At 71.7% G+C, this 24,069-nt stretch carries 20 protein-coding genes; 10 read left to right on the forward strand and 10 right to left on the reverse strand.

What is annotated here, in order from left to right; translation table 11 throughout:
* The first annotated feature begins 42 nt into the window (after positions 1-42).
* The gene (locus tag O7546_RS10540; RefSeq protein ID WP_194799880.1) at positions 43-2,007 is read left to right on the forward strand and encodes a right-handed parallel beta-helix repeat-containing protein; all 1,965 of its coding nucleotides are present in this window, start codon (positions 43-45) and stop codon (positions 2,005-2,007) included.
* Between the two features lie 65 nt (positions 2,008-2,072).
* Here the strand turns inward: O7546_RS10540 and O7546_RS10545 are convergent, their stop codons facing one another.
* The 6 genes from O7546_RS10545 to O7546_RS10570 form a co-directional block, all read right to left on the reverse strand.
* Positions 2,073-4,475: a phosphoketolase family protein gene (locus O7546_RS10545; RefSeq protein ID WP_194799881.1), complete on the reverse strand. Its 2,403-nt coding sequence runs from the start codon at positions 4,473-4,475 to the stop codon at positions 2,073-2,075.
* A 165-nt stretch (positions 4,476-4,640) separates the two neighbouring features.
* Positions 4,641-7,205: a bifunctional acetaldehyde-CoA/alcohol dehydrogenase gene (adhE, locus tag O7546_RS10550; RefSeq protein WP_281600840.1), complete on the reverse strand. Its 2,565-nt coding sequence runs from the start codon at positions 7,203-7,205 to the stop codon at positions 4,641-4,643.
* Positions 7,206-7,262: 57 nt separating this feature from the next.
* Positions 7,263-8,081: an ABC transporter ATP-binding protein gene (locus O7546_RS10555; protein WP_194799883.1), complete on the reverse strand. Its 819-nt coding sequence runs from the start codon at positions 8,079-8,081 to the stop codon at positions 7,263-7,265.
* A complete protein-coding gene (locus tag O7546_RS10560) occupies positions 8,074-8,889 on the reverse strand; it encodes an ABC transporter permease (RefSeq protein WP_281600841.1) in 816 nt (271 codons plus the stop codon). The genes O7546_RS10555 and O7546_RS10560 overlap by 8 nt, the downstream gene beginning before the upstream one ends.
* A complete protein-coding gene (locus O7546_RS10565) occupies positions 8,886-9,656 on the reverse strand; it encodes an ABC transporter permease (RefSeq protein ID WP_281600842.1) in 771 nt (256 codons plus the stop codon). The genes O7546_RS10560 and O7546_RS10565 overlap by 4 nt, the downstream gene beginning before the upstream one ends.
* A 7-nt stretch (positions 9,657-9,663) precedes the next feature.
* Positions 9,664-10,638 carry an ABC transporter substrate-binding protein gene (locus O7546_RS10570; RefSeq protein ID WP_194799885.1) on the reverse strand — a complete coding sequence of 325 codons (975 nt, stop codon included), beginning with the start codon at positions 10,636-10,638 and terminating at the stop codon, positions 9,664-9,666.
* Between the two features lie 250 nt (positions 10,639-10,888).
* Between O7546_RS10570 and O7546_RS10575 the strand changes: the two genes are divergently transcribed.
* The 7 genes from O7546_RS10575 to O7546_RS10605 all read left to right on the forward strand — a co-directional run bounded on the left by O7546_RS10575 (position 10,889) and on the right by O7546_RS10605 (position 15,724).
* Positions 10,889-12,118, forward strand: a complete 1,230-nt coding sequence (locus O7546_RS10575; RefSeq protein WP_281601153.1) for a flavin-dependent oxidoreductase — start codon at positions 10,889-10,891, stop codon at positions 12,116-12,118.
* On the forward strand, positions 12,115-12,582 hold the full coding sequence (locus tag O7546_RS10580; RefSeq protein WP_194799887.1) for a MarR family transcriptional regulator: 468 nt from the start codon (positions 12,115-12,117) through the stop codon (positions 12,580-12,582). Before O7546_RS10575 ends, O7546_RS10580 begins: the two co-directional genes overlap by 4 nt.
* A complete protein-coding gene (locus O7546_RS10585; protein WP_281600843.1) occupies positions 12,579-13,064 on the forward strand; it encodes a DUF3237 domain-containing protein in 486 nt (161 codons plus the stop codon). The genes O7546_RS10580 and O7546_RS10585 overlap by 4 nt, the downstream gene beginning before the upstream one ends.
* Positions 13,065-13,204: 140 nt before the next feature.
* Positions 13,205-13,618: a DUF6153 family protein gene (locus O7546_RS10590; protein ID WP_194799889.1), complete on the forward strand. Its 414-nt coding sequence runs from the start codon at positions 13,205-13,207 to the stop codon at positions 13,616-13,618.
* Between the two features lie 76 nt (positions 13,619-13,694).
* The gene (locus tag O7546_RS10595) at positions 13,695-14,354 is read left to right on the forward strand and encodes a DUF305 domain-containing protein (RefSeq protein WP_194799890.1); all 660 of its coding nucleotides are present in this window, start codon (positions 13,695-13,697) and stop codon (positions 14,352-14,354) included.
* 87 nt (positions 14,355-14,441) lie between these two features.
* Positions 14,442-14,804: a BlaI/MecI/CopY family transcriptional regulator gene (locus tag O7546_RS10600; RefSeq protein WP_194799891.1), complete on the forward strand. Its 363-nt coding sequence runs from the start codon at positions 14,442-14,444 to the stop codon at positions 14,802-14,804.
* On the forward strand, positions 14,801-15,724 hold the full coding sequence (locus tag O7546_RS10605) for a M56 family metallopeptidase (RefSeq protein ID WP_269696670.1): 924 nt from the start codon (positions 14,801-14,803) through the stop codon (positions 15,722-15,724). The genes O7546_RS10600 and O7546_RS10605 overlap by 4 nt, the downstream gene beginning before the upstream one ends.
* 34 nt (positions 15,725-15,758) lie before the next feature.
* On the opposite strand, the gene O7546_RS10610 is transcribed toward O7546_RS10605, so the two are convergent.
* The 4 genes from O7546_RS10610 to O7546_RS10625 form a co-directional block, all read right to left on the reverse strand.
* Positions 15,759-17,288 carry a CopD family protein gene (locus tag O7546_RS10610; protein WP_281600844.1) on the reverse strand — a complete coding sequence of 510 codons (1,530 nt, stop codon included), beginning with the start codon at positions 17,286-17,288 and terminating at the stop codon, positions 15,759-15,761.
* A 250-nt stretch (positions 17,289-17,538) separates the two neighbouring features.
* Positions 17,539-17,955, reverse strand: a complete 417-nt coding sequence (locus O7546_RS10615) for a hypothetical protein (protein ID WP_194799893.1) — start codon at positions 17,953-17,955, stop codon at positions 17,539-17,541.
* Between the two features lie 25 nt (positions 17,956-17,980).
* Positions 17,981-19,402 (reverse strand): fatty acid--CoA ligase family protein, encoded by a 1,422-nt coding sequence (locus O7546_RS10620; protein ID WP_194799894.1) that lies wholly within the window; start codon positions 19,400-19,402, stop codon positions 17,981-17,983.
* The gene (locus O7546_RS10625; protein ID WP_281600845.1) at positions 19,392-20,939 is read right to left on the reverse strand and encodes an NAD(P)-binding domain-containing protein; all 1,548 of its coding nucleotides are present in this window, start codon (positions 20,937-20,939) and stop codon (positions 19,392-19,394) included. The genes O7546_RS10620 and O7546_RS10625 overlap by 11 nt, the downstream gene beginning before the upstream one ends.
* A gap of 63 nt (positions 20,940-21,002) precedes the next feature.
* Here O7546_RS10625 and O7546_RS10630 point away from each other — a divergent pair, with 63 nt between their 5' ends.
* The gene (locus tag O7546_RS10630) at positions 21,003-22,490 is read left to right on the forward strand and encodes an aromatic amino acid ammonia-lyase (protein WP_281600846.1); all 1,488 of its coding nucleotides are present in this window, start codon (positions 21,003-21,005) and stop codon (positions 22,488-22,490) included.
* Positions 22,491-22,502: 12 nt separating this feature from the next.
* Positions 22,503-24,068, forward strand: a complete 1,566-nt coding sequence (locus O7546_RS10635; protein ID WP_194799897.1) for an FAD-dependent oxidoreductase — start codon at positions 22,503-22,505, stop codon at positions 24,066-24,068.
* The last annotated feature ends 1 nt before the right edge of the window (position 24,069 follow it).

Consider the following 24,069-nt stretch of genomic DNA (forward strand, 5'->3'; position numbering starts at 1 on the left):
CCGCCGAAGACATCTCCATCAGTCGACGAGGAGGCTCCCCGGATGGCATCCGTGTTCCATGTGGCGATCACCGGTTCGGATCGCGCCGACGGCTGCGCCGAGCGGCCCTTCCGGACGATCAACCGGGCGGCGGGCGTAGCGCAGCCCGGTGACACGGTGGTGGTGCACGCGGGGGAGTACCGCGAGTGGGTGAAGCCACGCCACGGCGGTCTCAGCGACTCCCGCCGCATCACCTACGAGGCGGCGCCCGGCGAGCACGTGGTGATCAAGGGATCGGAACGCGTCACCGGCTGGGAGCCGCTCGGCGGGACCGTGTGGCGGGCGGTCGTCGACAACGCCGTGTTCGGCTCGTTCAACCCGTTCGCCGAGGAGGTGACCGGCGACTGGATCGTCTACCGCCCGGGTGCGCCACGGCGGCACCTCGGCGACGTCTACCTGAACGGCCTGAGCTTCTTCGAGGTGGGGAGCCGGGCGGAGGTCGACGATCCGCCCCGGCGCATCGAGGTCGTCGACGACTGGACCAGGCTGCCCCGTCCGGTAGGCGATCCCGACCGGACCCGGCTCGTCTGGTACGCCGAGGTCGGTGAGCGGACGACGATCTGGGCCAACTTCCAGGGTGCCGACCCGAACGCGGAACTCGTCGAGATCAACGTACGCCGCAGCGTCTTCTACCCGGACCAGCCGCACCTGGACCACATCACCGTCCGTGGCTTCGAGCTGGCGCACGCGGCCAGCCCGTGGGCGCCGCCGACCGCCGACCAGCCGGGACTGATCGGGCCGGGCTGGGCGAAGGGATGGGTCATCGAGGACAACGTGATCCACGACGCCAAGTGCGCGGCGATCTCGATCGGGAAGGAGGGGTCGACCGGGCGGAACTTCTCGGCTCTGCGCGGTGACAAGCCGGGCTACCAGTACCAGGTGGAGTCGGTCTTCGCGGCCCGCCGGATCGGGTGGGACCGGGAGCACATCGGCTCGCACGTGATCCGCCGCAACACGATCTACGACTGCGGCCAGAACGCGATAGTGGGTCACCTGGGATGCGCGTTCTCCACCATCGAGGACAACCACATCCACCGCATCGGCGTGAAGCGCGAGTTCTACGGGTACGAGATCGCCGGCATCAAGCTGCACGCCGCCATCGACGTGGTGATCCGGCACAACCGGATCCACGACTGCTCGCTCGGCACCTGGCTGGACTGGCAGGCACAGGGCACCCGGCTCTCCCGCAACGTCTACCACGACAACTCCCGGGACCTCTTCGTCGAGGTCAGCCACGGCCCCTACCTGGTCGAGCACAACATCTTCGGCTCGCCCGCCGCGCTGGAGCTGTTCAGCCAGGGCGGCGCCTTCGTCTGCAACCTGATCTGCGGCACCGTGCGGCTGGAGCCGGTGCTGGACCGCGCGACGCCGTACCACCTGCCGCACAGCACCCAGGTGGCCGGCTACGCGGTGATCTACGGCGGCGACGACAGGTACGTGGGGAACCTCTTCCTGGGCGGCGACCCGGGCGCGGCCTACGGTGCGGGCGCGGAGGGCGAAGGGCCGCCGCTGGCCGGCACCGCCGGATACGACGGGCATCCGGCGTCGTTCGCCGAGTACCTGGCCCGCCTCGCCGACCAGCCGCCGAGCGACCAGCAGAAGTACGTCGAGGTGAGACAACCGGTGTACGCCCGCGCGAACGCCTACGCCGCCGGGGCCCGGCCGTTCGAGGGTGAGCACGAGCCACTGGTGCTGGGCGCCGCGTCGGCGGCAGTCGTGGACGAGGGCGACGCGGTCTGGCTCGTCACCGACCTCCCGCAGGCGTTCGACGAGGCCCGCATCGGTGTGGTCACCGGCCGGGACCTGGAACGGGTCCGGTGCGCCGACGCGGAGTTCGAGGAGCCGGACGGCAGCCCCGCCGTGATGGACGTCGACCTCACGGGCGAGCCCCGGCAACCCGGGCGGGACGGCGCCGTCGGCCCGATCGCGGGCCTCGCGTCCGGTCCACGCCGTACACGCGTGTTCTGACGGCGGACCCGCGCGTGCGCGGACGGGGACGGTGGCGCCGACCGGCGCCACCGTCCCCGTCGAACTCAGCCGCGTGCGGCCCAGTCGCCCAGGGCCCAGTCGCGGACCTCGGGCATGTCCTCCAGGTGCTCCACCACGTACGCCTCGTGGCGGTCGAGCTGACTGCGGCACCACGCCTTGAGGTCCGCCGCACCGCGCGGCAGCCGCTTGGCGTTGTTGATGGCGTCCATCACGAGGTGGTACCGCGACGCCTTGTTGCGCACCGTCATGTCGAACGGGGTGGTGGTCGTGCCCTGCTCGATGAAGCCGCGCACGCGGAACCGGTCCGCGTCCGGGCGGCCGTGGACGAGCTGGTGGATCGCGCCGGGGTAGCCGTGGAAGGAGAAGACCACGTCGACGTCGTCGGTGAACAGCTCGGTGAACAGGGTCTCGCTCATGCCGTGCGGGTGGTCCTTGGGCCGGACCAGGGTCATCAGGTCGACCACGTTGACGACGCGCACCTTCAGACCGGGCAGCCGGTCGCGCAGGATCTGCGCCGCCGCGACCGTCTCCATGGTGACGACGTCGCCGGCGCAGGCGAGGACGATGTCGGGGTCGCTGGTGCCGTCGTCGGTGCCGGCCCACTCCCAGATCCCCGCCCCGCGCGCGCAGTGTTCGATCGCCTCGTCCATCGAGAGGTACTGCAACTGCGGCTGCTTGTCGATGACGATCAGGTTGATGTACGACCGCGACCGGAAGCAGTGGTCGGCCACCGACAGCAGGGTGTTGGCGTCCGGCGGCAGGTAGACCCGGGCGACGTCGCCGCGCTGGGTGAGCACCACCTGGATCAGGCCCGGGCCCTGGTGGGAGAAGCCGTTGTGGTCGTTGCGCCACGCCGTCGAGGTGAGCAGCACGTTGAGGCTCGGCACCTTCGCGCGCCACGGCAGGTGCTTGGCCTCCTGTAGCCACTTGCCGTGCTGCACCGTCTGGGAGGCGCTGACCATGGCGAATGCCTCGTAGGTGGCGAACATGCCGTGCCGGCCGGTCAGGTTGTAGCCCTCCAGCCAACCGTGGCAGTTGTGCTCGCTGAGCACCTCCATGACCCGGCCGTCGCGGCTGATCGCCACGTCCTCCGGCGTCACCCGCTCCATGAAGGCGCGGTCGGAGACGTCGAAGACGCCGCCGAGGCGGTTGCTGTTCGTCTCGTCCGGACAGAACAACCGGAACCGGTCGGCGTTGCGGGCGTAGATGTCGCGCATCATCTCGCCCAGCTTGCGCGTCGACTCGGCCCGCTGCTGCGCCGGCTGGGACACCTCGATCGCGTAGGAACGGAAGTCCGGCAGGTCCAGGTCCCGGGTGAGCAGCCCGCCGTTCGCGTGCGGGCTGGCGCTCATCCGCAGGTCGCCGTCGGGGGCCTGGTCCCGGACCAGCGCCACGGGCGCGCCGGTGGAGTCGAACAGTTCCTCCGGACGGTACGACCTGAGCCAGCGCTCCAGCAGCGCGAGGTGCTCCGGATTGTCCTTCACGCCGGACAGCGGCACCTGGTGGGAGCGCCACGTCCCGGTGACGGTGACCCCGTCGACGGTGTCCGGCCCGGTCCAGCCCTTCGGCGACCGCAGGACGATCAGCGGCCAGGTCGGACGCGTACCGTCCCAGGAGCCGTCCCGGGCGGCGGTCTGGATGTCGCGGATCCTCGTCCAGGCGGTGGCCAGGGCGGCGGCGAAGCGGTGGTGCATGCCGGGCAGGTCGGAGCCCTCGACCTCGATGACGTCGTAACCGTGGCCCCGCAGCAGGTGGCGTACCTCCTCGGGGTCCTTGCGCCCCAGCACGGTGGGCCCGGAGATCTTGGCGTCGTTGAGGTGCAGGATCGGCAGGACCGCGCCGTCGCGCTCGGGGTTGAGGAAGGACACGCCCTTCCAGGAACCCTCCAGGGGCCCGGTCTCGGCCTCGCCGTCGCCCACCACCGCGATGGCCAGCAGGTCCGGGTTGTCCATGACCGCGCCGAACGCGTGGACCAGGACGTAGCCCAGCTCACCGCCCTCGTGAATGGAACCCGGGGTGGTCACCGACACGTGCGACGGGATACCGCCGGGGCTGGAGAACTGCCGGAACAGGCGCAGCATCCCGGTCTCGTCCTGGCTGACGTCCGGGTAGATCTCGCTGTAGGTGCCCTCCAGGTAGCCGGCGGCCACCAGTGCCGGCCCGCCGTGACCCGGACCGGCCAGGTAGATCGCCTGCTGGCCGGTGCGCCGGATCAGCCGGGAGACGTGCGCGTAGATCAGCGACAGGCCGGGGCTGGTTCCCCAGTGGCCGAGCAGGCGCGGCTTGATGTGCTCGGCCGCCAGGGGCTCGCGCAGCAGTGGGTTGCCCTGCAGGTAGATCTGACCGATGGTCAGGTAGTTGTTCGCCCGCCACCACGCGTCCAGACGGGCGAGTTCGGTGTCGTCGAGTTCGGCGAGCGTACGGAGTTCGGATTCGACCGCGGTCACCGTGCTTCCCTTCCACTGATCTCGTCTTGTCCGGACCTAGCCTAGGCCCGGCGGCGCCCGGCCACGGGGGGCCGCGGGCCGGAAGCCGAGGGACCTTCGGCCCTCGCCGGCGGCCGTCGCGCACCGCCGGGCCCCTCCTGGGCGAGGCGGCGGTCACCGCCGGGATCAGCCGGCGGTCGCCGGTCCGTAGTAGGCGGCGCGCATCAGTTCCTGCATGTCGTCGAGCATCGGCATCCGGGGGTTCGCCGGCGCGCACTGGTCCTCGTACGCGTTCAGCGCCTGCTGCGGCAGCGCCGCGAGGAAGGCCTGCTCGTCCACGCCGACCGCCGCGAACGACGGCTCGATGCCGACCTCGTCGCGCAGGCGCTCGATCGCCGTGGCCAGAGCTTCGACCGCTTCGGCGTCGGTCGCCGCGGGGAGCCCGAGGGTACGGGCGATGTCGGCGAAGCGTTGCGGCGCCCGGTAGGTCTCGTACCGGGGCCAGCCGGTGAGCTTGCTCGGCACGGTGCCGTTGTACCTGATGACGTGCGGGAGCAGGATCGCGTTGGTGCGCCCGTGTGCGACGTGAAAGGTGGCACCCAGGGTGTGCGACATGGCGTGCACGATGCCGAGGAAGGCGCTGCCGAACGCCATGCCGGCGATCGTCCCGGCGTTGTGCATCTTCTCGCGGGCCACCGGATCGGCGGCGCCCTGGTGGACGGCCCGGGCGAGGTTGCCGAAGATGAGCCGGACGGCATGCAGGGCCAGCCCGTCGGTGAAGTCGTTGGCGTAGACGGACACGTACGACTCGATCGCGTGGGTCAGCGCGTCGAAGCCGCTGTCCGCGGTGACCACCGCCGGCAGGTCGGCGGCCAGGACCGGGTCGACGATCGCCACGCTCGGCGTGAGGGCGTAGTCGGCGAGCGGGTACTTCTTGCCCGACGCGGTGTCGGTGATGACCGCGAACGGGGTGACCTCGGCTCCGGTGCCGGAGGTGGTCGGGATGCAGACGAGCTGGGCCAGCGCGCCGAGGGTGGGGAACTTGAAGGCACGTTTGCGGATGTCGAAGAACTTCTCCCGCAGATCGGCGAAGACCACCTCGGGGTGCTCGTAGCGCAGCCACATCACCTTGGCGGCGTCCATCGCCGAACCCCCGCCGAGCGCGATGATGGTGTCCGGGCGGAACGAGCGCATCGACTCGGCGCCCCGGTCGACGGTACGCACGCTGGGCTCCGGCTCGACGTCGTCGATGATCTGCAGGGCCACCTGCTCGCGGCGGCGGTGCAGCACGGACAACACGCGGTCCACGTACCCCAGTCTGGTCATGGTGTGGTCGGTAACCACGGTGACCCGGTGCACGTCGGGCATGTCGGCGAGGTAGCGGATCGCGTTCGGCTCGAAGTAGATCTTCGGCGGAACTTTGAACCACTGCAGGTTGTTCGTCCGCCGGGCCACCCGCTTGATGTTGATGAGGTCGACAGCCGTGACGTTGTGCGACACCGAGTTGTGGCCGTAGCTTCCGCAGCCCAGCGTCAGCGACGGCAGGAAGGCGTTGTACATGTCGCCGATGCCGCCCTGCGAGGCCGGCGCGTTCCAGATGATCCGGACGGCCTTGACCCGGCGGCCGTACGCCTCGGCCAGGTCGGCGTCCCGCGTGTGGATGACGGCGCTGTGACCCAGGCCGTCGAACTCGACCATCTGCTCGGCGTACCCGAAGGCCTGGTCGTGACCGGTGGCGGGCAGCAGGGCGAGCACCGGGCAGAGCTTCTCCCGGGTCAGCGGCTCGGCCGGGCCGACCCGGTCGACCGGGACCAGGATGATCGAGGTGTCCGGGGCGACCGGGAATCCGGCGTGTTCGGCGATCCAGGTCACCGGCTGCCCGACCACGTCCGGGTTGAGCTTCCCGGAGCCGAAGAGCAGCTTCTCCAGCAGCGACTTCTCCTCCGGTGTCGCGATGTGGGCGTGCAGTCGCCGGAACTCGGCGAGGGCGGCCGGCCGGATCGGGTCGTCGATGATGACGGCCTGCTCGGAGGCGCAGATCATGCCGTTGTCGAACGCCTTCGACAGCACCACGTCGTTCACCGCGCGGGCCACGTCGGCCGACGCCTCGATGTACGCGGGGACGTTGCCGGCGCCGACACCGAGCGCCGGTTTGCCGGTGGAGTAGGCGGCCCGGACCATCGCGTTGCCGCCGGTCGCCAGGACCACCGAGACGGCGGGATGCCGCATCAGCTCGTTCGTCGCGGCCACCGACGGCTCGTCGATCCACTGGATGCAGTGCTCCGGCGCCCCGGCGGCGACGGCGGCGTCGCGGACCGTGCGGGCCGCCTCCGCGCTGCAGCGCTGCGCCGCCGGGTGGAAGGCGAAGATCACCGGATTGCGGGTCTTGAGGGCCAGCAGCGCCTTGAAGATGGTGGTCGAGGTCGGGTTCGTCACGGGCGTCACGGCGGCCACCACGCCCACCGGCTCGGCGATCTGGGTGATGCCGGTGATGTCGTCCTGCGCGATCACCCCGACGGTACGGATGTCGGCCATGTGGTTGGTGACGTGCTCGCAGGCGAAGATGTTCTTCACCGCCTTGTCCTCGAACACGCCGCGGCCGGTCTCCTCGACCGCCAGCATCGCGAGTTCGGCGTGCCGGCCGAGCGCGGCCACCGACGCCTTCTTCACGATCTCGTCGATCTGTTCCTGGCCGTAGGAGTCGTAGCGGGCCAACGCCGTGAGACCGTTCTCCACCAGGGTTCCGATCATGCTTCCGCCCTCCACCGGTCCGTCACCTCGAACCTAGATCCGCGGTGATCGATGCGACTACGGCCGGTGGACCCGCGAGGACGGGACCACCGGCCCGCGCTTGGCCCGCTGGATCTGCTCGTAGACGTGGGTCCGCAGCTCGGTGAACCGGGGCAGGGCCCGGGTGGTGAGCTGGTCGCGTTCCCGGGGGAGGTCGATGACGAGGTCCTCCTGCACCCGGGTCGGCGAGTTCGACAGGACGAGCACGCGCTGGCCCAGGTACACCGACTCGTCGATGTCGTGCGTCACGAACACGGTGGAGATGCCACGGGTCAGGTGCAGTTCGCGGACGAGGTCCTCCAGATCGGCGCGGGTCTGCGCGTCCACGGCGGCGAACGGCTCGTCCATGATGAGCACGTCCGGCTGGTACGCGATGGCGCGTGCGATCGCCACCCGCTGCTGCATCCCGCCGGAGAGCTGCCACGGATGGCTGCGCGCCGACTGCGGCAGCCCGACCGCGTCGAGGGCGTCGGCGACCGTCCGGGCGCGTTCGGCGCGGGAGAGCTTCTTGTGGCGGAGCGGAAGCTCCACGTTGCCGCGGACCGTCAGCCACGGGTAGAGGCTGCGGCCGTACTCCTGGAAGACCACCGCCATCGCCGGGCTCGGGCCGGTCACCGGCGCCCCCTCCATCTCGACGAGGCCGCTGGTGGGGCGGAGCAGCCCGGCGAGGCATTTCAGGAGCGTGGTCTTCCCGCAGCCCGAGGGACCGACGACGCACAGCAGCTCGCCGGGGTTCATGGTGAAGCTGATGTCCCCGATCGCCTCGACCTCACCCCGGCCGGAGGCGTAGACCTTCCGCAGGTGCTCGACCCTCAGCAGGGGACGCCCGTCAGCCACGGGTCACCTCCTTCATTCCGTGGTACCAGCGCAGGACGCGGCGTTCGACGACACCGAAGACCACGGCGAGGACGACGCCGATGAGGCCGAGCAGCAGGATCCCGCTCCACATCTCGGCGATGAGGTAGTTCCGCTGGAAGTAGGCGATCCGGTAGCCGAGCCCTGCCGACGACGCGAACATCTCCGAGATCACCATGAGGATCAGGGCCACCGAGAGCGCCTGCCGTACGCCGGTCATGATGCGCGGGCTCGCCGCCGGGAGGGTCAGCCGCCACAGCCGGTCCCACCGGGAGATCCGGAACGAGTACGCGGTCTCCGTCATCACGCTGTCGGTCGCCCGGACGCCTTCGATCGTGTTCAGCAGGATCGGCCAGATCGCGCCGGAGGTGATGACGACGACCTTCATGGTGTCGGTGATGCCGAGCAGCAGCATCGCGACCGGGATCAGCACGGGTGGCGGAATCGCCCGGAAGAACTCCAGCAGCGGTTCGAGCATCTCGCGCAGCGGGCGGATCCGGCCGATGACGACGCCGGCGGCGACGCCGAGCAGGATCGACGCGAACAGTCCGATCAGGAGCCGGTACAGGCTGGGCAGGACGTCGTCGACGAACGCCGGGCCGATCCAGGTCTGCCGGAACGCGTCGAGGAGCGTGCCGGGGCCGACGAGGAAACGGTTCGTCGACCGGGTGGACCAGGCGGCCCAGAGCGCCACGGTCAGGACGGGAAGCCCGACTGCGAACAGGACGTTCTCGGCGACCCGGATGCCCAGATCGCGAGGGCGGGCCCGGCCCGCGCCGGGGCCGGTCACCGGGTCGCCTCGTCCGCGAGCACCGACTGGTGCCAGGCCAGCGAGCGCCGTTCGACGAAGCGGAACACGACGTTCACCAGCAGCCCGAGCATCCCGGTGACCACGACGAGGCCGTACAGGCCGACCGCGTCCCCGGCGGAGCGGGAGAGTTCGATCATGCGCCCGAGGCCGGGGTTGCCGATCACCATCTCCGCGGTGACGGCCAGGATGAGCGCGACCGCCGCGCCGAGACGCACGCCGGTCATCAGGTACGGCAGCGCGGTCGGCAGGACGAGGTATCGCAGACGCTCGGCGCGGGTGAGGCCGAAACTGCGCGCGGTGTCCCGGGCGACGGTGTCGACGTCGGCGACGCCGTAGATCACCTGCACGAACACCTGCCAGAACGCCGCGTAGACGATGATGACGAGCGCGGCGCGCATCTGCAGGCCGAACATCAGCACGGCGAGGGGGATCAGCGCGACCGACGGCACCGGCCGCAGGAACTCGACTGTCGTGTGCGTCGCGCGGCGCAGGAACGGCACCATCCCGATCACTGTCCCCAGCGCGACCGCGGCGAGCGTCGCCACCGCCAGGCCGATCGCCCACGAGGTCATGGTGAGCCGGACCCGCCGCCAGAACGCCAGGTCGCGGACCTCCTGGGCCAACCGCCCGAACACGTCGGTGGCGTACGGCAGGTAGTGCGGGTCGACCAGTCCCAGGGTCGGGATCAGTTGCCAGACGACGAGGAACCCCAGCAGGCCCGCGGCGCCCAGCAGGATCTTGCGCATCGGCCGGCTACTGCTGCTGGATGAGGCGGTCGAAGTCGGGTCGCCGGTCGAGGACGCGGTACTTCTGGGCGAGCGTCGCCAGTTGCTCCAGGCCGGCCCGGTCGAGCTCCCACCCGAACGCCGGGAGCCGCACGGAGTCCGCCACCGCCTCCGGTAGTTCGAGATTGTCCTTGATGGCCTGACGCAGGTCCTTCTCGTTGGCCGGATCCTTGGCCCAGGTGAGCGTCTTCTTCATCGCCGCCGAGAAGTCCGCGACCAGGGCGGCGTCGGAGTCCTTCAGCTTGCTCGACGTGATCGTCGTCAGGGTGGTGAGCCCGGGGACGGTGGCCTGGTACGGGGCGACCACGAGGACGTCACCGCGCTTGCGCATCTGGGTGATGAACGGCTCGGTCACCCAGGCGGCGTCGATGTTGCCGGCCGCGAGCTGGGCCGGCGCGTCCGGGAAGGCCACCTCGACGAACTTGACCTTCGCGGGATCGCCGCCGTCCTTCTCGACCGCCGCCATGATCGTGACGTCGCCGGCGGCGCCCAGGCTGTTCACCGACACCTTGCGCCCGGCGAGCTGGGCGGGCCGGGTGATGCCCGACTTCGCCGACGCCACCACGGCGTTGATGTCGTCACCGTCGGCGTAGGACGACGCGTAGTTTCCGATGATCACCACACCGAGGTTCTGCAGGTCGGCGCGGAACGGGCCGAACGGCTGACCGATGGCGAAGTCGATGTCGCCGTTTAGTAGCGCCGGGATGGCCTGTGCGCCGCCCTGCGCGGGCACGACCTCCACGTCGAGCCCCTGCTCCCGGAAGATGCCCGCCTTGATGCCGCCCCACAGCGCGGCGGTCTCGCTGATCGGCAACGCGGCCACGCGGACCTTGCGCAGGTCGCCGCTCGCTCCGGGAGACGGATCGGTGGCGTCGGAGTCCGTGCAACCGGTCAGGGCGATCGCGACGCCGGCGAGAACAGCGAGGGCGGTGACCTTCTTCATGGACGAGCCCTTCCGTGCGAAGCGCTGGTGCATCCGGAGGATTGGGGGCCGGTGAGGTGAGGTGAACCATCCGACCGCGTCGATCAGCGTCATGCAGAGGTGATTGATTGTCAAGAATTCCGATAAGGCGAATCGCATTGCGGGACGAGTGGTCGGAACTCGATGTGAATACGTCTTGACGAGTGACGATTTTGTGACCAAACTGTGCGGTTGGTGGTCCGGTGGCGGAGGGAGCGACGACTTGGCGATCGTGATCGTGGGCGCGGGGATCGGTGGCCTCACCACCGCTCTCAGCCTGCACCGGGCCGGCTTCCGTGAGATCACCGTCTACGAGCGGGCCGACGTGCTGCGCCCACTCGGCGTCGGGATAAATCTGCTCCCGCACGCCGTCCGCGAGCTGACCGAATTGGGCCTCGGCGACCGCGTGGAAAGGCTGGGGGCCGCCCCCGGCACGCTTGCCTACTACAACCGGCACGGTCAGCAGATCTGGAGCGAACCGCGCGGACTGGACGCCGGATACCGCTGGCCGCAGCTATCGGTGCACCGCGGCCGGTTCCAGATGGAACTGCTCGACGTGGTGCGGGAACGGCTGGGGCCCGACGCGGTACGCACCGGGCACCGGCTCGTCGGCGTCCGCGACGGCGTCGCGCACTTCGAGACGGGGGCGGGGGAGGTGAGCGTCGCGGGCGACCTGATCGTCGGAGCGGACGGCATCCACTCCGCGTTGCGCGGGCAACACCATCCCGGCGAGGGGCCGCCGATCTGGAACGGGCTGACGCTGTGGCGGGGCACGGCCCGGGCACCCGGATTCCTGGACGGGCGAACCATGATCATGGCGGGGGACGCGGAACAGAAGTTCGTCGCGTACCCGATCGGCGCCGGTTTGATCAACGTCGTCGCCGAGCGGCGCGGGCCCGGTTTCGCCGGGCCCAACGCGGACTGGAACCGGACCGTCGACCCCGCGCCGGTCGTCGCCCTCTTCGCGAACTGGCGTTTCCCGTGGCTCGACGTGCCGGAACTGCTCGCCGCCGCCGACGAGATCCTCGAATACCCCATGGTGGACCGCGACCCGATCGGCACCTGGACCCACGGGAACACGACGCTGCTCGGCGACGCGGCGCACCCGATGTACCCGAACGGTTCCAACGGCGCGTCGCAGGTGATCCTCGATGCGCGTACCCTCGCCTTCCACCTCGCCACCGCGCCGACGGTCCGGGCGGCGCTCGACGCCTACGAGGCGGACCGGCGGCCGGCGACCACCGCGCTCGTGCTGAGCAACAGGCGGCAGGGCCCGGAACAGGTGATGGTGCTCGCCCATGAGCGCGCGCCGGACGGGTTCGACCACGTCCACGACGTCATCCCGCCGGAGGAGCTCACCGAGATCGCCACCGGCTACAAGAAGGCGGCCGGCTTCCTGCCCGCCGACCTCAACGAACGGGCCTCCCTCACGCCGACTGTCTTCTCCGGTGTCCTGCCGTGACCGGCCCGGAGCCGGCCGAGCTGGACGCGGCGCGACTGGCGTCGGTGATCTCGCCGCTGCGCCGCACGCTGCTCGCCGCCGCCCGCGCCGCCGAGCACCTGCCGGAGATCCCGGACGCGCAGATCGAGATCGTGCGGGCCCTGCCCCGGGGCACCGTGTCCGGCCCCGGCGAGCTGGCCGAACGACTCCGCCTGAGCCGCTCGACGGTCAGCAACCTGCTGACCACGATGGAGGGCAACGGTCTCGTCGAGCGCCGCCCCCGCCCCGGCAACCACCGCCACGTCGACGTCCTCGCCACCCCGAAGGCCCTCGACCTGTTCGACCGCTTCGACCTCGCGAGCGGAGACCTGGTCGCCCGCGCCGCGGCCACCCTTCCGGCGGCGGACCGCGCGGCCCTCGCCGCCGCGGTGCCCGCGCTGGAACGCCTCCGCGACGCCCTCGCGCAGACCAAGGACACCCCATGAGTACGCGCCGACACGTCGGCCGCGACCCGGCGGTTCCCGGCCTGGAGGCCGCGTTCGAGGTGGAGGTCCGGCTCGGCGCGCTGGAGGACCACGGGGTGACCCGCGCGGGCCACCGCCGCGTGGTGCCTGTCGTCGGCGGCCGGGTCACCGGCCTCGTCGAGGCCGACATCCTTCCCGGCGGCGCCGACTGGCAGCTGGTCCGCCCCGACGGCGCGATCGAGATCGACACGCGCTATTCGGCGCGCACCGCCGACGGCGGTCACGTCTACCTCCGCACGTTCGGCGTCCGCAGCGGCCGCCCGGAGGTCCTTGAGGCGTTGCTGCGCGGCGACGCGGTCGACCCCGCCGAGTACTACTTCCGGCTGGGCGTACGACTGGAGACGTCGGTGCCCGCGCTGGCCGTGCTGGAGCAGTGCGTCTTCGTCGCGTCGGCGATCCGTGAGGCCGACCGGGTGCGCTACACCGCCTACCGCGTCACGTAGTCGTTCCCGCGCGGCGCGTTGTGCGCGTTCGCCCTCCCCGTGCCCGGCCGCCGTGATACCCCATCTACTATGCGCCTGTAGTAGACGCTGGTTGTCGAGGTGGACGCCACGCGCCGGGCCGGACGTGCGGAGGGCATGGGATGGGACGCGCTCACCCGCTGCTGCGGCTGGCGCTGTTCGTCGCCGTGACGTTCGGGGTGTTCGGCATGCACACCTTCGGCCACCCGGCCGGACCCGACGCCGCCCACGCGAGCGCCGTACACGGGAGCACCGGCCACGCCGCCGACGCCGCCCGCGAGATCGCCGCCGCGCCCGGCGCCGCACACGGAGACGACAGCTCGCCCGGACGCCACGACGGGACGCACGTGTTCACCGTGTGCCTGGCGGTGCTGGGCGGCGCGCTCGTCCTCGGCGCCCTGTCCCTGCTGTGGCGGCCCCGCCGCGGCACCGGCACGCCGGCCGGCCCTCGGTCCCGCGGGCCCCGCCCGGACCGGGGTCCACCCCGCCGGCGCATCGGGCTGCTCCTGCGAGCCGTCACGGTCCTGCGCACGTGAGGAGAACACGGTCCGGCGTCTCGCCCGGACCCGACGACTCCGTTCCGGCACACCTCACGACAAGGACCACGTACCGATGAAACCGACCATCCTGCGCCGCGCCGCCCTCGCGGGCGTCGCCCTGACCGCCCTGCTCGCGACCGCCGCCTGCGGCGGCGCTGACGACACCGGCGGCATGACGCACGGCACCGGCAGCAGTTCCGCGGCGGGCGCTTCGGCCTCCGCGGACGCCACAGTAAACGACGCGGACGTGATGTTCGCCCAGATGATGATCCCGCACCACCAGCAGGCGGTGACGATGGCCGACCTGGCCCCGACGCGCGCGAGCGACAGCGAACTGAAGGACCTGGCCGCGAAGATCAAGGCGGCGCAGGATCCGGAGATCGCCACCATGAAGGGGTGGCTCACGGCCTGGGGCAAGCCCACGGACCTGCCCAGCGACCACAGCATGCCCGGCATGAGCGCCACGCCCGGGCACGGCATGCCGGGGATGGACGCGGGGATGCCCGGCATGATGTCCGAGCAGCAGATGAGGGACCTCGCCGCGGCGAAGGGCCCCGCGTTCGACAAGATGTTCGCCGAGATGATGATCGCCCACCACAAGGGCGCCATCGACATGGCCAGGACCGAGCAGGCCGACGGGAGCAACCCCGAGGCCAAGGCGCTGGCCGCCAGGATCGCCTCGGACCAGGCCGCCGAGGTGCAGACCCTGCAGAAGATCCTCGACCGCCTGTAGGCGACCGGGCGCGGCCGGTCCCGGCTTCGGGACCGGCCGCACCGCCACGACACCTGACGTACCCTGACCGGCACGAAGGGAGAGCACGTGGCGGAACTGGGCAGACTCGAATCGGCGGTGATGGACGTCCTGTGGCGTGCCCCCGAGCCCGTGCTCGTGCGTGACGTCCTCGACGCGGTGACCACCGACCGGGTCCTGGCGTACACGACGGTGCTCACCGTGCTGGACAACCTGCACCGCAAGGGCTGGGCCGTACGCGAGAAGGACGGCAAGGCCTACCGCTACCGGGCCGCCGGCACCCGCGAGGAGATCATCGCGCGGACACTGCGCCGGGTCGTCGAGACGAGCACCCACCCCGACCTGGTGCTGCTTCACTTCGCCCGGTCCGCCTCCGACCACGAGCTGCACATCCTGCGGCAGGTCCTCGACGAGCGGGAGTCCGGGGCGTGAGCCTCGCGCTCGCCCTCGTCGCCGGCGCGGCGCTGGTCGCCTGGTGTGGCCCCGCCGCGTTGCGGCTGTGCTTCCGGCACGTCGCCGACCCCGTCGCGATGCTGCTCGGCTGGCTCGGCCTGATCGTCGCGGTGCTCGGCACCTTCGTCCTCGCCACCGTGATGCTCCTCGCGCCGGGCAGCACCCGGCAGTGGGCGCTGCACGACCTCGCCCGCATCTGCTGGCACTGGGCACAACCCAGCCGGCCGCCCGCCGTCGACGAGATCGTCGGGGCGACCGGAGCGCTGCTCCTGCTGGCCGTGCTCGCCCGGTTCACGGTGACGAGTACCCGCCTGGCGATGCGCGCCCACCGTGCTCGCCGCGTCCACGCCGACCTGCTCACGCTCGCCGGCGGCCCGCCGGAGCCCGGCGAGGCGCCGGTGCTGTGGATCCCGCACCCGACCCCGATGGCCTACAGCCTCGGCGGGTCCGGCGGGCTCACGGTCCTGGCCAGCGCCGCCGGTGACCTGCCGGCGGACCAGCTCGCCGCGGTGCTCAGCCACGAGCGGGCACACCTGCGGGAGCGCCACCATCTCCTGGTGGCCGCCGTGGAAGGGCTCGCCGCCGCCGTACCGTGGCTGCCCCTGACCCGCCAGGCGCCCGCAGCAGTGCGCCTGCTCGTCGAACTGCGCGCCGACGCCGCCGCCGTCCGCGAATGCGGCCCGACTGCCGTACGCGACGCGTTGCTGACGTTCGCCGGCGCGCCGCGCCCGCCGTCGGCGCTGTCGATGGCCGGCGCCGACGTGGCGATCCGGCTGCAGCGCCTCCAGGGACGCCGCCCGCACCGCCGCAACCTGCTCGCCCGCGCCCTGCTCGCCTCGACCGCCCTGGTCGCCCCGCTGGGCGCCGGCGTGGTCACCGGCATCCTGTTCTGCCTGTAGACCCCGGGGCCGCCCCGGTCGCGCGGGCCCGGGTCTACATGCCGGTGTTGACCAGGACCGCGGTGGCCAGCAGGACGGCGACCATCAGCACCGCCTCCGCCAGCACCGTGCGGCGCAGGCGACGCATGCCCTCCGGGGTCGGGTGGTCCAGCCGGGGCACCACCCGCCTGCTGTTGTAGAGCCCGACGACGGCGACGACCGCCACCAGCGCGACCTTGACCAGGAGCACCTGGCCCCATCCGGTGCTCACCAGGTGACCGGGCCGGTCCAGGATCGTCAGCGTCAGCGCGGCACCGGCGACGCCGGTGAGCGTCACCGCCGCGGTGGCCGGGACGGAGAAGCGCACCGCCATCTCGGCGGCGCCCGTCGGCACACCGAGGCGCGCACGGCCCAGCAGCAGCGCCGCCAGGAGCAGAACGCCGCCGACCCACACCGCCGCGGCGACGGTGTGCGCCACGTCCGCCGCCACGACGACCGCCCGTGGCCCGGCGGTGACGGTGTGCCCGTCGAACAGGAACGAACCGAGCAGCAGCGCCACCGTGACGCCGAGGAGCACCGGCCGGACCGCTCGCGCGCGGACCCGCTGCGCCTCGTCGCCGCTCACGTCGCCGGTGGGCGGCACGACAAGAGGGCGAGGGGCGGTCGGGATCGCGGCGACCGTCACCACGGCGTGCCGCCCGACCGCGTGCCTGCCCCGGATCAGCGCCGCCTCCAGGGAACCGGCCACGAGCAGCCCGGCCGCGCCGGCGAACCGCAGACCCAGTCCGGCGGCGACCGGCGTACGGCCGAGCGCGGTCAGCGCCTGCGTGCTGACCGCCGAGGCGAGACCGCCCCCGCCGAACACGGCCGCCAGCGCCGCCAGTTCGAGCAGCACGCCGGCCACCACCGTCAGCCCGGCGATGCGTACCCAGACCTGGACCAGCCGGATGTCGCTGCGTGTACCCACCAGTGTGGTCAGCGCGAAGACGAGACCACCCACGCCCAGCAGGATCGCCCCGTAGGACAGCCAGCGCCCCGCCGTGCCGACGAACCGCACCGGACCCTGGCCGGCGTCGGCGGTGTGGCCCACCGCGTGCCCGCCGGAGTGGGCCGGCGGCGACGCCGACGGAACGGCCGGTCCGCCGTGACCGGTGTGCCCGTGCGAACCGGCCGTGGGCCGGGGGGCGACGGTCGCGCCCGCTGGCGCGTCGGCCGGGACCACTGTGAACGTCACATCGCCGGTCAGCGGATGGGCGTCCGGGGCGGCCACGCTCCAGCGCAGCGTGAACTTCCCGTCGGGCAAGGCGGCGGAGGGGTGGACCAGCCACGTACGGCCCCCGTCGGGGGTGTGCGTGGTCACCGGAACGGCAGCACCCTCGCGGGAGAGCTTGAAGCCGGTCGCGGTGGGCGTGCCGGGGGCGCTGAACGTCAGCCGGATCTCCGTGACCGTGCCGTCCACGCGGGCGCCGTCCGCCGGTACGACCTTGAGCAGCTTGAAGTGCGCGGCGGCGGGCGAGGCGAACCCGAGCACCACGAACACGGCGGGACAGCACGCCAGCCACACGAGCAGCAGCCACCGCGCCACGCGACGCGTCGGCGACCGATGACGCCGCGGGAGAGGCACCACTGATCCCCTTCGTCAGGGAGACATGGACCCGGCGCCCATCGCTCCGACCTGATGCGGTCGCCATCCTAGGGGAACTACTAGGAGCTGATAGTAGAGCGTCGGCCTGATCAACGTCGTGGCCGAGCGGCGCGGTTCCGGTTTCGCCGGGCCGAATGCGGACCGGAACCCGTCACGTCCTCGTTCCCGGAGGCGGACGGAACCGCGGGCTTCAGAACTGCACGCCCGAATAGATCCGCGGCACGATCAGCGCGTACGCGAGGACGAGCGCGGCGACGGTGACCACTGGAGTGCCGACGAGCACCACGGCCGATGCCACGCGGACCCGGGTTCGCAGCCCTCTGTGCATGCCGGGGGTCTGCGTCAGCACCATCAGCGCGGTGACCCACGTGGCGAGGCCGACCGTGGCGACGATGCCGAGCCACGACAGCAGCACCATGACGTTGGTCCCGAACCGGTCACCCGCGTCGCTGCCGTACTGCAGCAGATACGGCCGGTTCCGCAGCCCGATCCAGAGGTTGACGCCCGCGAACGCGGTGAGGGCGACGGACCACAGGGCGGCGAATCCGACGGCGGTGCCCCGCAGCCGGGTGCGGGTACGCTGCGCTGCCTCGTCGAGTACGGCCATGCACGGATGCTAGGCCATCGGTGGTTCACCTGATCAGCGCGCGCTTGTCCGGCTTTCCGCTCGGTGCCGTCGGCACCCGCTCGATCGGCTGGATCGCCTGCGGGACCGACGCCTCGCCCAGCGCCTCCGCCACCACCGCGCGCAGCCGCCCGGCATCAGGCACGCAACCGGCGGCGGGCACCACGTAGGCGTGCACCGCCTCCCCGGTGACGTCGTCGGGACGGCCGACGACGTACGCCTCGGCGACTGTGGGATCGGCGGCGAGGACCCGCTCGATCGGGCCCGCGTACACCAGGTTGGCCTGCACGATGACGACGTCCCGGATCCGGCCGAGCAGGTGCAGGTAGCCGTCGCCGTCGAGCCGGGCCAGGTCGCGGGTGCGGACCCAGCCGTCGGCGAACACCTCGGCGCTCTCGGCCGGATCGTTCCAGTACGCGGTGGCCTGCGCCGGTGTGCGGACGAACAGTTCCCCCTCGGTGGCGGGACGGCCCTCGGCGTCCCGGATGGACAGCGCCGTCACCGGGGGAGGCCGGCCGACCGAGGCGAGCGCGGCCGGGTACGCCAGCATCTCGGCCGGCGTCACCATCGTGATCATGCCGGTCTCGGTCTGGCCGTAGCCGTGGAAGACGACGGGCCCGAGCACGTCGAGCGCCTCGGCGAGCCGGCCCGGTGCGAGCGGGGAACCGGAGACCAGCAGGGCCCGCAGGCTGCTCAGGTCGACCGGGTCGGTGCGCTGGTCCCGCACGAGCTGGTACAGCTTGCCCACGGTGATCACGCTCGCGGTCGCCCGGTGCCGGGCGATCATGCCGGGGAAGCCAGGGGGCCGGGCCGCGACCAGGGTGCCGCCCGCGGCCAGGGTGAGGATGCCGTACTCCAGCATCACCTGGCTGCTCAGCGAACCGAAGACGAGATACCGCTGGAGCCGGGTGGCGAGGTCCGCGACCGCCGGCGGCCAGCGATCGGGGTACGGCGTCCAGGCCGCGCTCATCGCCGCGTACGTCTGGGCGCAGCCCTTCGGGCTGCCGGTGCTGCCGCTGGTCCAGATGATCCGGGCGACGTCGTCCGGGTGCCCGGCGGCGATCAGCGGTCGTCCGTCGTCGGGGGTGCGCGCCAGTTCGGCGACCCGGGCGTCGTCGACCAGCAGCGTGGTGCCGCCGAGCTGCCAGGCGCGGTGCGCCGGGCCCAGGTCGGGGCGGATCCCGGAGACCCGGGCGCCCACCGCGAAGGCCGCGATGATCGCCGCGAACGCTTCAGCTGTGACACCGAGCCGCAGCGCCACCCCGACACCGGGCCCGGCCCCGGCGGCGCGGAGCCCGGCGGCGATGCGACGGACCAGCCGGTACATCTGGGCGGTCGTGACCGTCCGGTCGCCCTCCTCGAAGACCGGCCGGTCGTCACCGGCGGCGAGCAGGTCCAGCACGGGCTGGGGCCAGACCTCAGCCGGCATCGGAGAGGACGCCCTTGACGAAGAGCACGAGCGGCTGGTGGTGCACGTCCGGCAGGTTCCAGTGGTTCTCCAGGTTCTCCGCGAGGTGGTGCGCCGCGACGACCTTCCCGCCACGATGGACCCGGACGACCGGGTGCAGGTAGCTCGCGTCGTGCGCGTGCGCCGCGTCGTTCTCGGCGATCCGCGGCACCGTGATGTCGAACGGGTCGACCTGGTCGTGGTCCGGCCCGTACTCCAGGGTGACCACGAACGCGAACGGTTCCGGGCCCAGCCCGCCGTCGTGCACGTACGCGACGGGCACCTCCTCGTGGTAGCGCGCGGTGTCGCCGGAGACGACGACGACGTCACCGAGGACGGCGAACTGCTGCCACAGCGCCGAGGTGCGGTTGATCCGCGCGATGATCGCGTCCGCGATCGCCTCCGGGGTGAGCTCCAGCGGCGTGGTCGGCCACGGCGTGTCGTGGTGGCGGGCGCCGAGGATCCGGTGCAGGGCGCGTACGCCGTACCGGAAGCCGTGGATGAACCCGTTCGTCGAGCGCTTGAAGTCGCGCTGCTGGGTGAGCGTGCCGGCGAAGTAGAGTCCCGGTACGTTCACCGACTCGTACGCCGAGGTCTGCTCGGGAAAGCGGTCGTTGATGACGAGCCGCGGCCGGGCGGACGGGTCGAAGATGCCCGCGTCGAACCGGAAACCGGTGCAGAGGATGACTCGGTCGTAGTCGATCCGCCGGATCGCCTCGACGGTGCGGGCGTAGCGGAAGTCGATCCGGTAGCCGCCGTCGTCGTCGCGCCGGACGATTCGCTCGACGGTGCCGTCGAGGACCGCGTTCTGCGACTTGAGCTGGTACGTGTCGAGGAAGTTGTTGTTCACCGCGCGCAGGTGCCCGACGTAGTGCGTCTGCCACGCCAGCTTGATCGAGTGCGGGCCGGCGACGTGGATGACGGCTGCCGTCTCGACGAGCGCGTCGGCGGTCTCGAATGCGGAGTTGCCCTTGCCGATGATGAGGACGCGCTGGTCGGTGAAGTCGTCCGGGTCGACGCTGACCGTGTCGTACCGTTCGGCGAGTTCGGCGCCCTCGATCGGCGGCACGTACAGCTGGGACACGCCGGTGGCGACTACCACCCGGCGGGCGGTGAGCGTGTCGTCGCCGGCGTCGACGGTGAACAGGTCGCCGTCGCGCGCGACCCGGGTGACCCGGGTGCCGTACCTGATCCGCAGGCCGCGGGCGACGTCGGCGAGGTAGCGCACCATGTCCGCGGCGTCCGGGAAGTAGCGCCGGCTGTAGTTCTTGAACAGCAGCGCCGGATCGTCGGTGAGCAGTGAGTTCCAGTCCGCGCGCAGGTTGAACTCCGGGTCGTCGGAGCCGGTCCAGACCTTGTTGATCGAGATGAGCTGCCGGTGCCGGGGGTAGGTGGCGAAGAACGTGCCCGGCGCCGGGCCGGCCTCCAGGACCAGGTAGTCGTGGCCGTCGCGCTCGAGCAGGTGAGCGAGCTGCAACCCGGCCGGTCCGGCTCCGATGATCAGATAGTCGAGCGTCATGCGCCGCAACGTAGCGACTCGATCTCAGAGCGTTCTGAGAATTCGTCTCTAGGGTGCGATCCCATGACGACAGAGGTGGACCTCGATGTCCCACTGCGGATCGCCGACCTCCGCGCCGCCCGCGACCCGATCAAGGTCGTGGCCGGGCCGCAGGTCCGGGGCCGGGTCACCGCCGCCCGCACGTTCCTGTCCGCGGTGCTCGGCGAGGACCGCGCGGTGTACGGCGCCACCACCGGCTTCGGCGCCCTGGTGGGGTACGCGGGCCGCCCCGACCTGCGCGACCAGGCCGACAACACGCTCGCCCACCTCGGCGCCGGCCAGGGCCCGGACATCGATCCGGACGTGGTCCGCGCGACAGTGCTGCTGCGGGCCGCGTCGCTGGCCCGGGGCGCGTCGGGGGTCTCCCCGCACGTGATCGACGCCCTCGCGGCGATGCTCGCGACCACGTTCGTCCCCGCGATGCCCCGGCTGGGCTCGGTCGGCGCCAGCGGTGACCTGATCCCGCTGGGCGCCGCGGCGCAGGCGTTGCGCGGCCGGGGGCACGCCTACCTGGACGGGGTGCGGATGCCGGCGGGCGAGGCGTTGACGCTGGCCGGCCTGGAGCCGTTGCCGCTGGACGGCCGGGACGCTCTCGCCCTGGTCAACGGCACATCCCTGACCACGGCGGCGACGGCGCTGGCGCTGGACGCGGCCCGCGCCGCACACCGGGCGGTCCAGGTGCTCACCTGCCTGCTCGCCGATCTGCTCGGCAGCGACACGCAGTTCCTCGACGCCCGGCTGCTGGGCGCGTACGGCCATCCGGGCGCGATCGACGTGGGCGAGCGGATGCGACGGGTCAGCGCCGGCCTCGTCGCGTCCGGCGCGCGTCCGTTGCAGGAGCCGTACAGCATCCGCTGCACGCCGCAACTGCTCGGTGCGGCCGAGGACGCCCTGCGCTACGTCGACGCCGTGGTCGCGGCCGACCTCGCCAGTGTCACCGACAACCCGCTGTTCTTCCCCGGCGACGACCTGGTGGTGCACGGCGGCAACTTCTTCGGGCAGCCGGCCGCGTTCGCCGCCGACATGCTGTCGATGGTCGTCGCGCAGGTCGGCAACCTCGCCGAACGACAACTCGACCTGCTCGTCGACCCGAACCGCAACGGCGGCCTGCCGCCGATGCTGGCCGCCGGCCCGGGACAGCAGCACGGGCTCCAGGGGGTGCAGCTGGCGGCCACCGCGCTGATCACCGAGATCCGCCGGGACACCATGCCCGCGAGCATGCAGAGCGTGCCGACGAACCTGCACAACCAGGACGTCGTCCCGCTCGGCACCCAGGCCGCGTTGCGGGCACTGGACCAGGCCCGGCTGCTGCACCTCGTCGTCGGGTCGCTCGCGCTGGGGCTGCGCCAGGCCGCCTACGTGGGCGCGCGTACGCCGACCGCGTCCGGCTGCGCCGAGGCGCTCGCGGCGCTGGCCGCTGTCGTACCGCCGGTCGATCCGGACCGGCCGCTGGACGGTGACGTGCGGCGCGCGGCCGACGTGATCGCGGATCTCTCCGTTTCTCTTCCCTGAGGGTGGGCGCACATGACGCTTGACTATCTGATCGTCGGGGCCGGGCCGGCGGGCCTGCAACTCGCGGCTCTGCTGGAGGCCGACGGCAGGCGCGACTATCTGGTCCTGGAACAGGCGGACGTCCCGGGGGCGTTCTTCGCCACCTATCCCCGCCACCGGCAACTGATCTCCATCAACAAGCCGCACACCGGCTCGGACGACCCGGAGCTGAACCTGCGGCTGGACTGGAACTCGCTGCTCAGCGACGACCCGGCGCTGCGTTTCACCGGCTACACCGAGCGGTACTTCCCGGACGCCGACGTGATGCTCCGCTACCTGGCGGACTTCGCCGCGAAGACGGGGGCACGGGTCCGGTACGGCACCCGGGTGACGTCGATCGGCAAGGCCGACGGGGTGTTCGAGGTCCGGGCGGGGGAGGAGGTCTTCCGGGCGCGGCGGCTGATCGTCGCCACCGGCGTCTCCCGGCCGTACCTGCCGCAGATCCCCGGGCTCGAACTCGCCGAGCAGTACGCGGACATGTCCGTCGACCCGCGCGACTACCTCGACCAGAAGGTGCTGATCATCGGCAAGGGGAACTCCGCGTTCGAGACCGCCGACAACCTGATGGAGACCACCACACTGATCCACGTCGCCGGGCCGAGTTCGGTGCGGATGGCCTGGCGTACGCACTACGTGGGTCACCTGCGCGCGGTGAACAACAACTTCCTCGACACGTACCAGCTGAAGTCGGCGAACGCGATCCTCGACGGCGAGGTCAGACGTATCGAGCGCGACGACGCCGGCTACACGGTGACGTTCTCCTTCTCCCGCGCCGACGAGGTGGTCAAGGAACTGCGGTACGACCGGGTGCTCGTCTGCACCGGGTTCGCCTTCGACGCGTCCGTCTTCGAGGACACCTGCCGGCCGGCGCTCGCGATCAGGGACCGCTTCCCGGCGCAGACCCCGGCGTGGGAGTCGGTGAACGTCCCCGGCCTCTACTTCGCCGGCACGATCAGCCAGGAACGGGACTTCAAGCGCTCCACGAGCGGCTTCATCCACGGTTTCCGGTACGCCGTCCGGGCGCTGCACCGGATCCTGGAGCGACGGTACGGGGACACGCCGTGGCCGGCGGAGAAGCTGGACGCGACCGGCGAGGTGATCGCCGACGCCGTCGTCGCGCGCGTCAACCGCACGTCGGCCCTGTGGCAGCAGTTCGGCTTCCTCGGCGACGTGGTCACTGTGGCCGGGTCCGACGCGCGCTACCACGACGAGGTGCCGGTCGAGTACTTCACCCGCACCGGCCTGCGTACCCCTGACCACGACTACACGGACGCCTTCGTCGTCACCCTCGAGTACGGCCCCGACCACGACCGGGTGGACCCGTTCGACATCACCGTCAGCCGGATCGCCCAGGACGTCCCCGGTCAGGCCCACGACGCGGCCTACCTGCATCCGGTCGTCCGCCACCACCGGGCGGGCCGGGTCGTCGCCACCCACCACCTCGCGGAGAACCTGGAGAACCGGTGGGACCGGCCGGAGACGCACGTCGCGCCGCTTGTCGCGTTCGTCGACAGCTGCCTGAGCCGTGCCGAGGCTTGAG

The organism is Micromonospora sp. WMMA1976 (assembly GCF_027497335.1).
Lineage (GTDB): Bacteria > Actinomycetota > Actinomycetes > Mycobacteriales > Micromonosporaceae > Micromonospora > Micromonospora aurantiaca.

What these genes read in the sequence shown, in the direction of transcription:
- O7546_RS10540 (WP_194799880.1), top strand. Translation starts at nt 43, where the DNA reads ATGGCATCCGTGTTCCATGTGGCGATCACCGGTTCGGATCGCGCCGAC.
- adhE (WP_281600840.1), bottom strand. Translation starts at nt 7,205, where the DNA reads ATGATCGGAACCCTGGTGGAGAACGGTCTCACGGCGTTGGCCCGCTAC.
- O7546_RS10565 (WP_281600842.1), bottom strand. Translation starts at nt 9,656, where the DNA reads ATGCGCAAGATCCTGCTGGGCGCCGCGGGCCTGCTGGGGTTCCTCGTC.
- O7546_RS10570 (WP_194799885.1), bottom strand. Translation starts at nt 10,638, where the DNA reads ATGAAGAAGGTCACCGCCCTCGCTGTTCTCGCCGGCGTCGCGATCGCC.
- O7546_RS10585 (WP_281600843.1), top strand. Translation starts at nt 12,579, where the DNA reads ATGAGTACGCGCCGACACGTCGGCCGCGACCCGGCGGTTCCCGGCCTG.
- O7546_RS10590 (WP_194799889.1), top strand. Translation starts at nt 13,205, where the DNA reads ATGGGACGCGCTCACCCGCTGCTGCGGCTGGCGCTGTTCGTCGCCGTG.
- O7546_RS10595 (WP_194799890.1), top strand. Translation starts at nt 13,695, where the DNA reads ATGAAACCGACCATCCTGCGCCGCGCCGCCCTCGCGGGCGTCGCCCTG.
- O7546_RS10615 (WP_194799893.1), bottom strand. Translation starts at nt 17,955, where the DNA reads ATGGCCGTACTCGACGAGGCAGCGCAGCGTACCCGCACCCGGCTGCGG.
- O7546_RS10620 (WP_194799894.1), bottom strand. Translation starts at nt 19,402, where the DNA reads ATGCCGGCTGAGGTCTGGCCCCAGCCCGTGCTGGACCTGCTCGCCGCC.
- O7546_RS10625 (WP_281600845.1), bottom strand. Translation starts at nt 20,939, where the DNA reads ATGACGCTCGACTATCTGATCATCGGAGCCGGACCGGCCGGGTTGCAG.
- O7546_RS10630 (WP_281600846.1), top strand. Translation starts at nt 21,003, where the DNA reads ATGACGACAGAGGTGGACCTCGATGTCCCACTGCGGATCGCCGACCTC.
- O7546_RS10635 (WP_194799897.1), top strand. Translation starts at nt 22,503, where the DNA reads ATGACGCTTGACTATCTGATCGTCGGGGCCGGGCCGGCGGGCCTGCAA.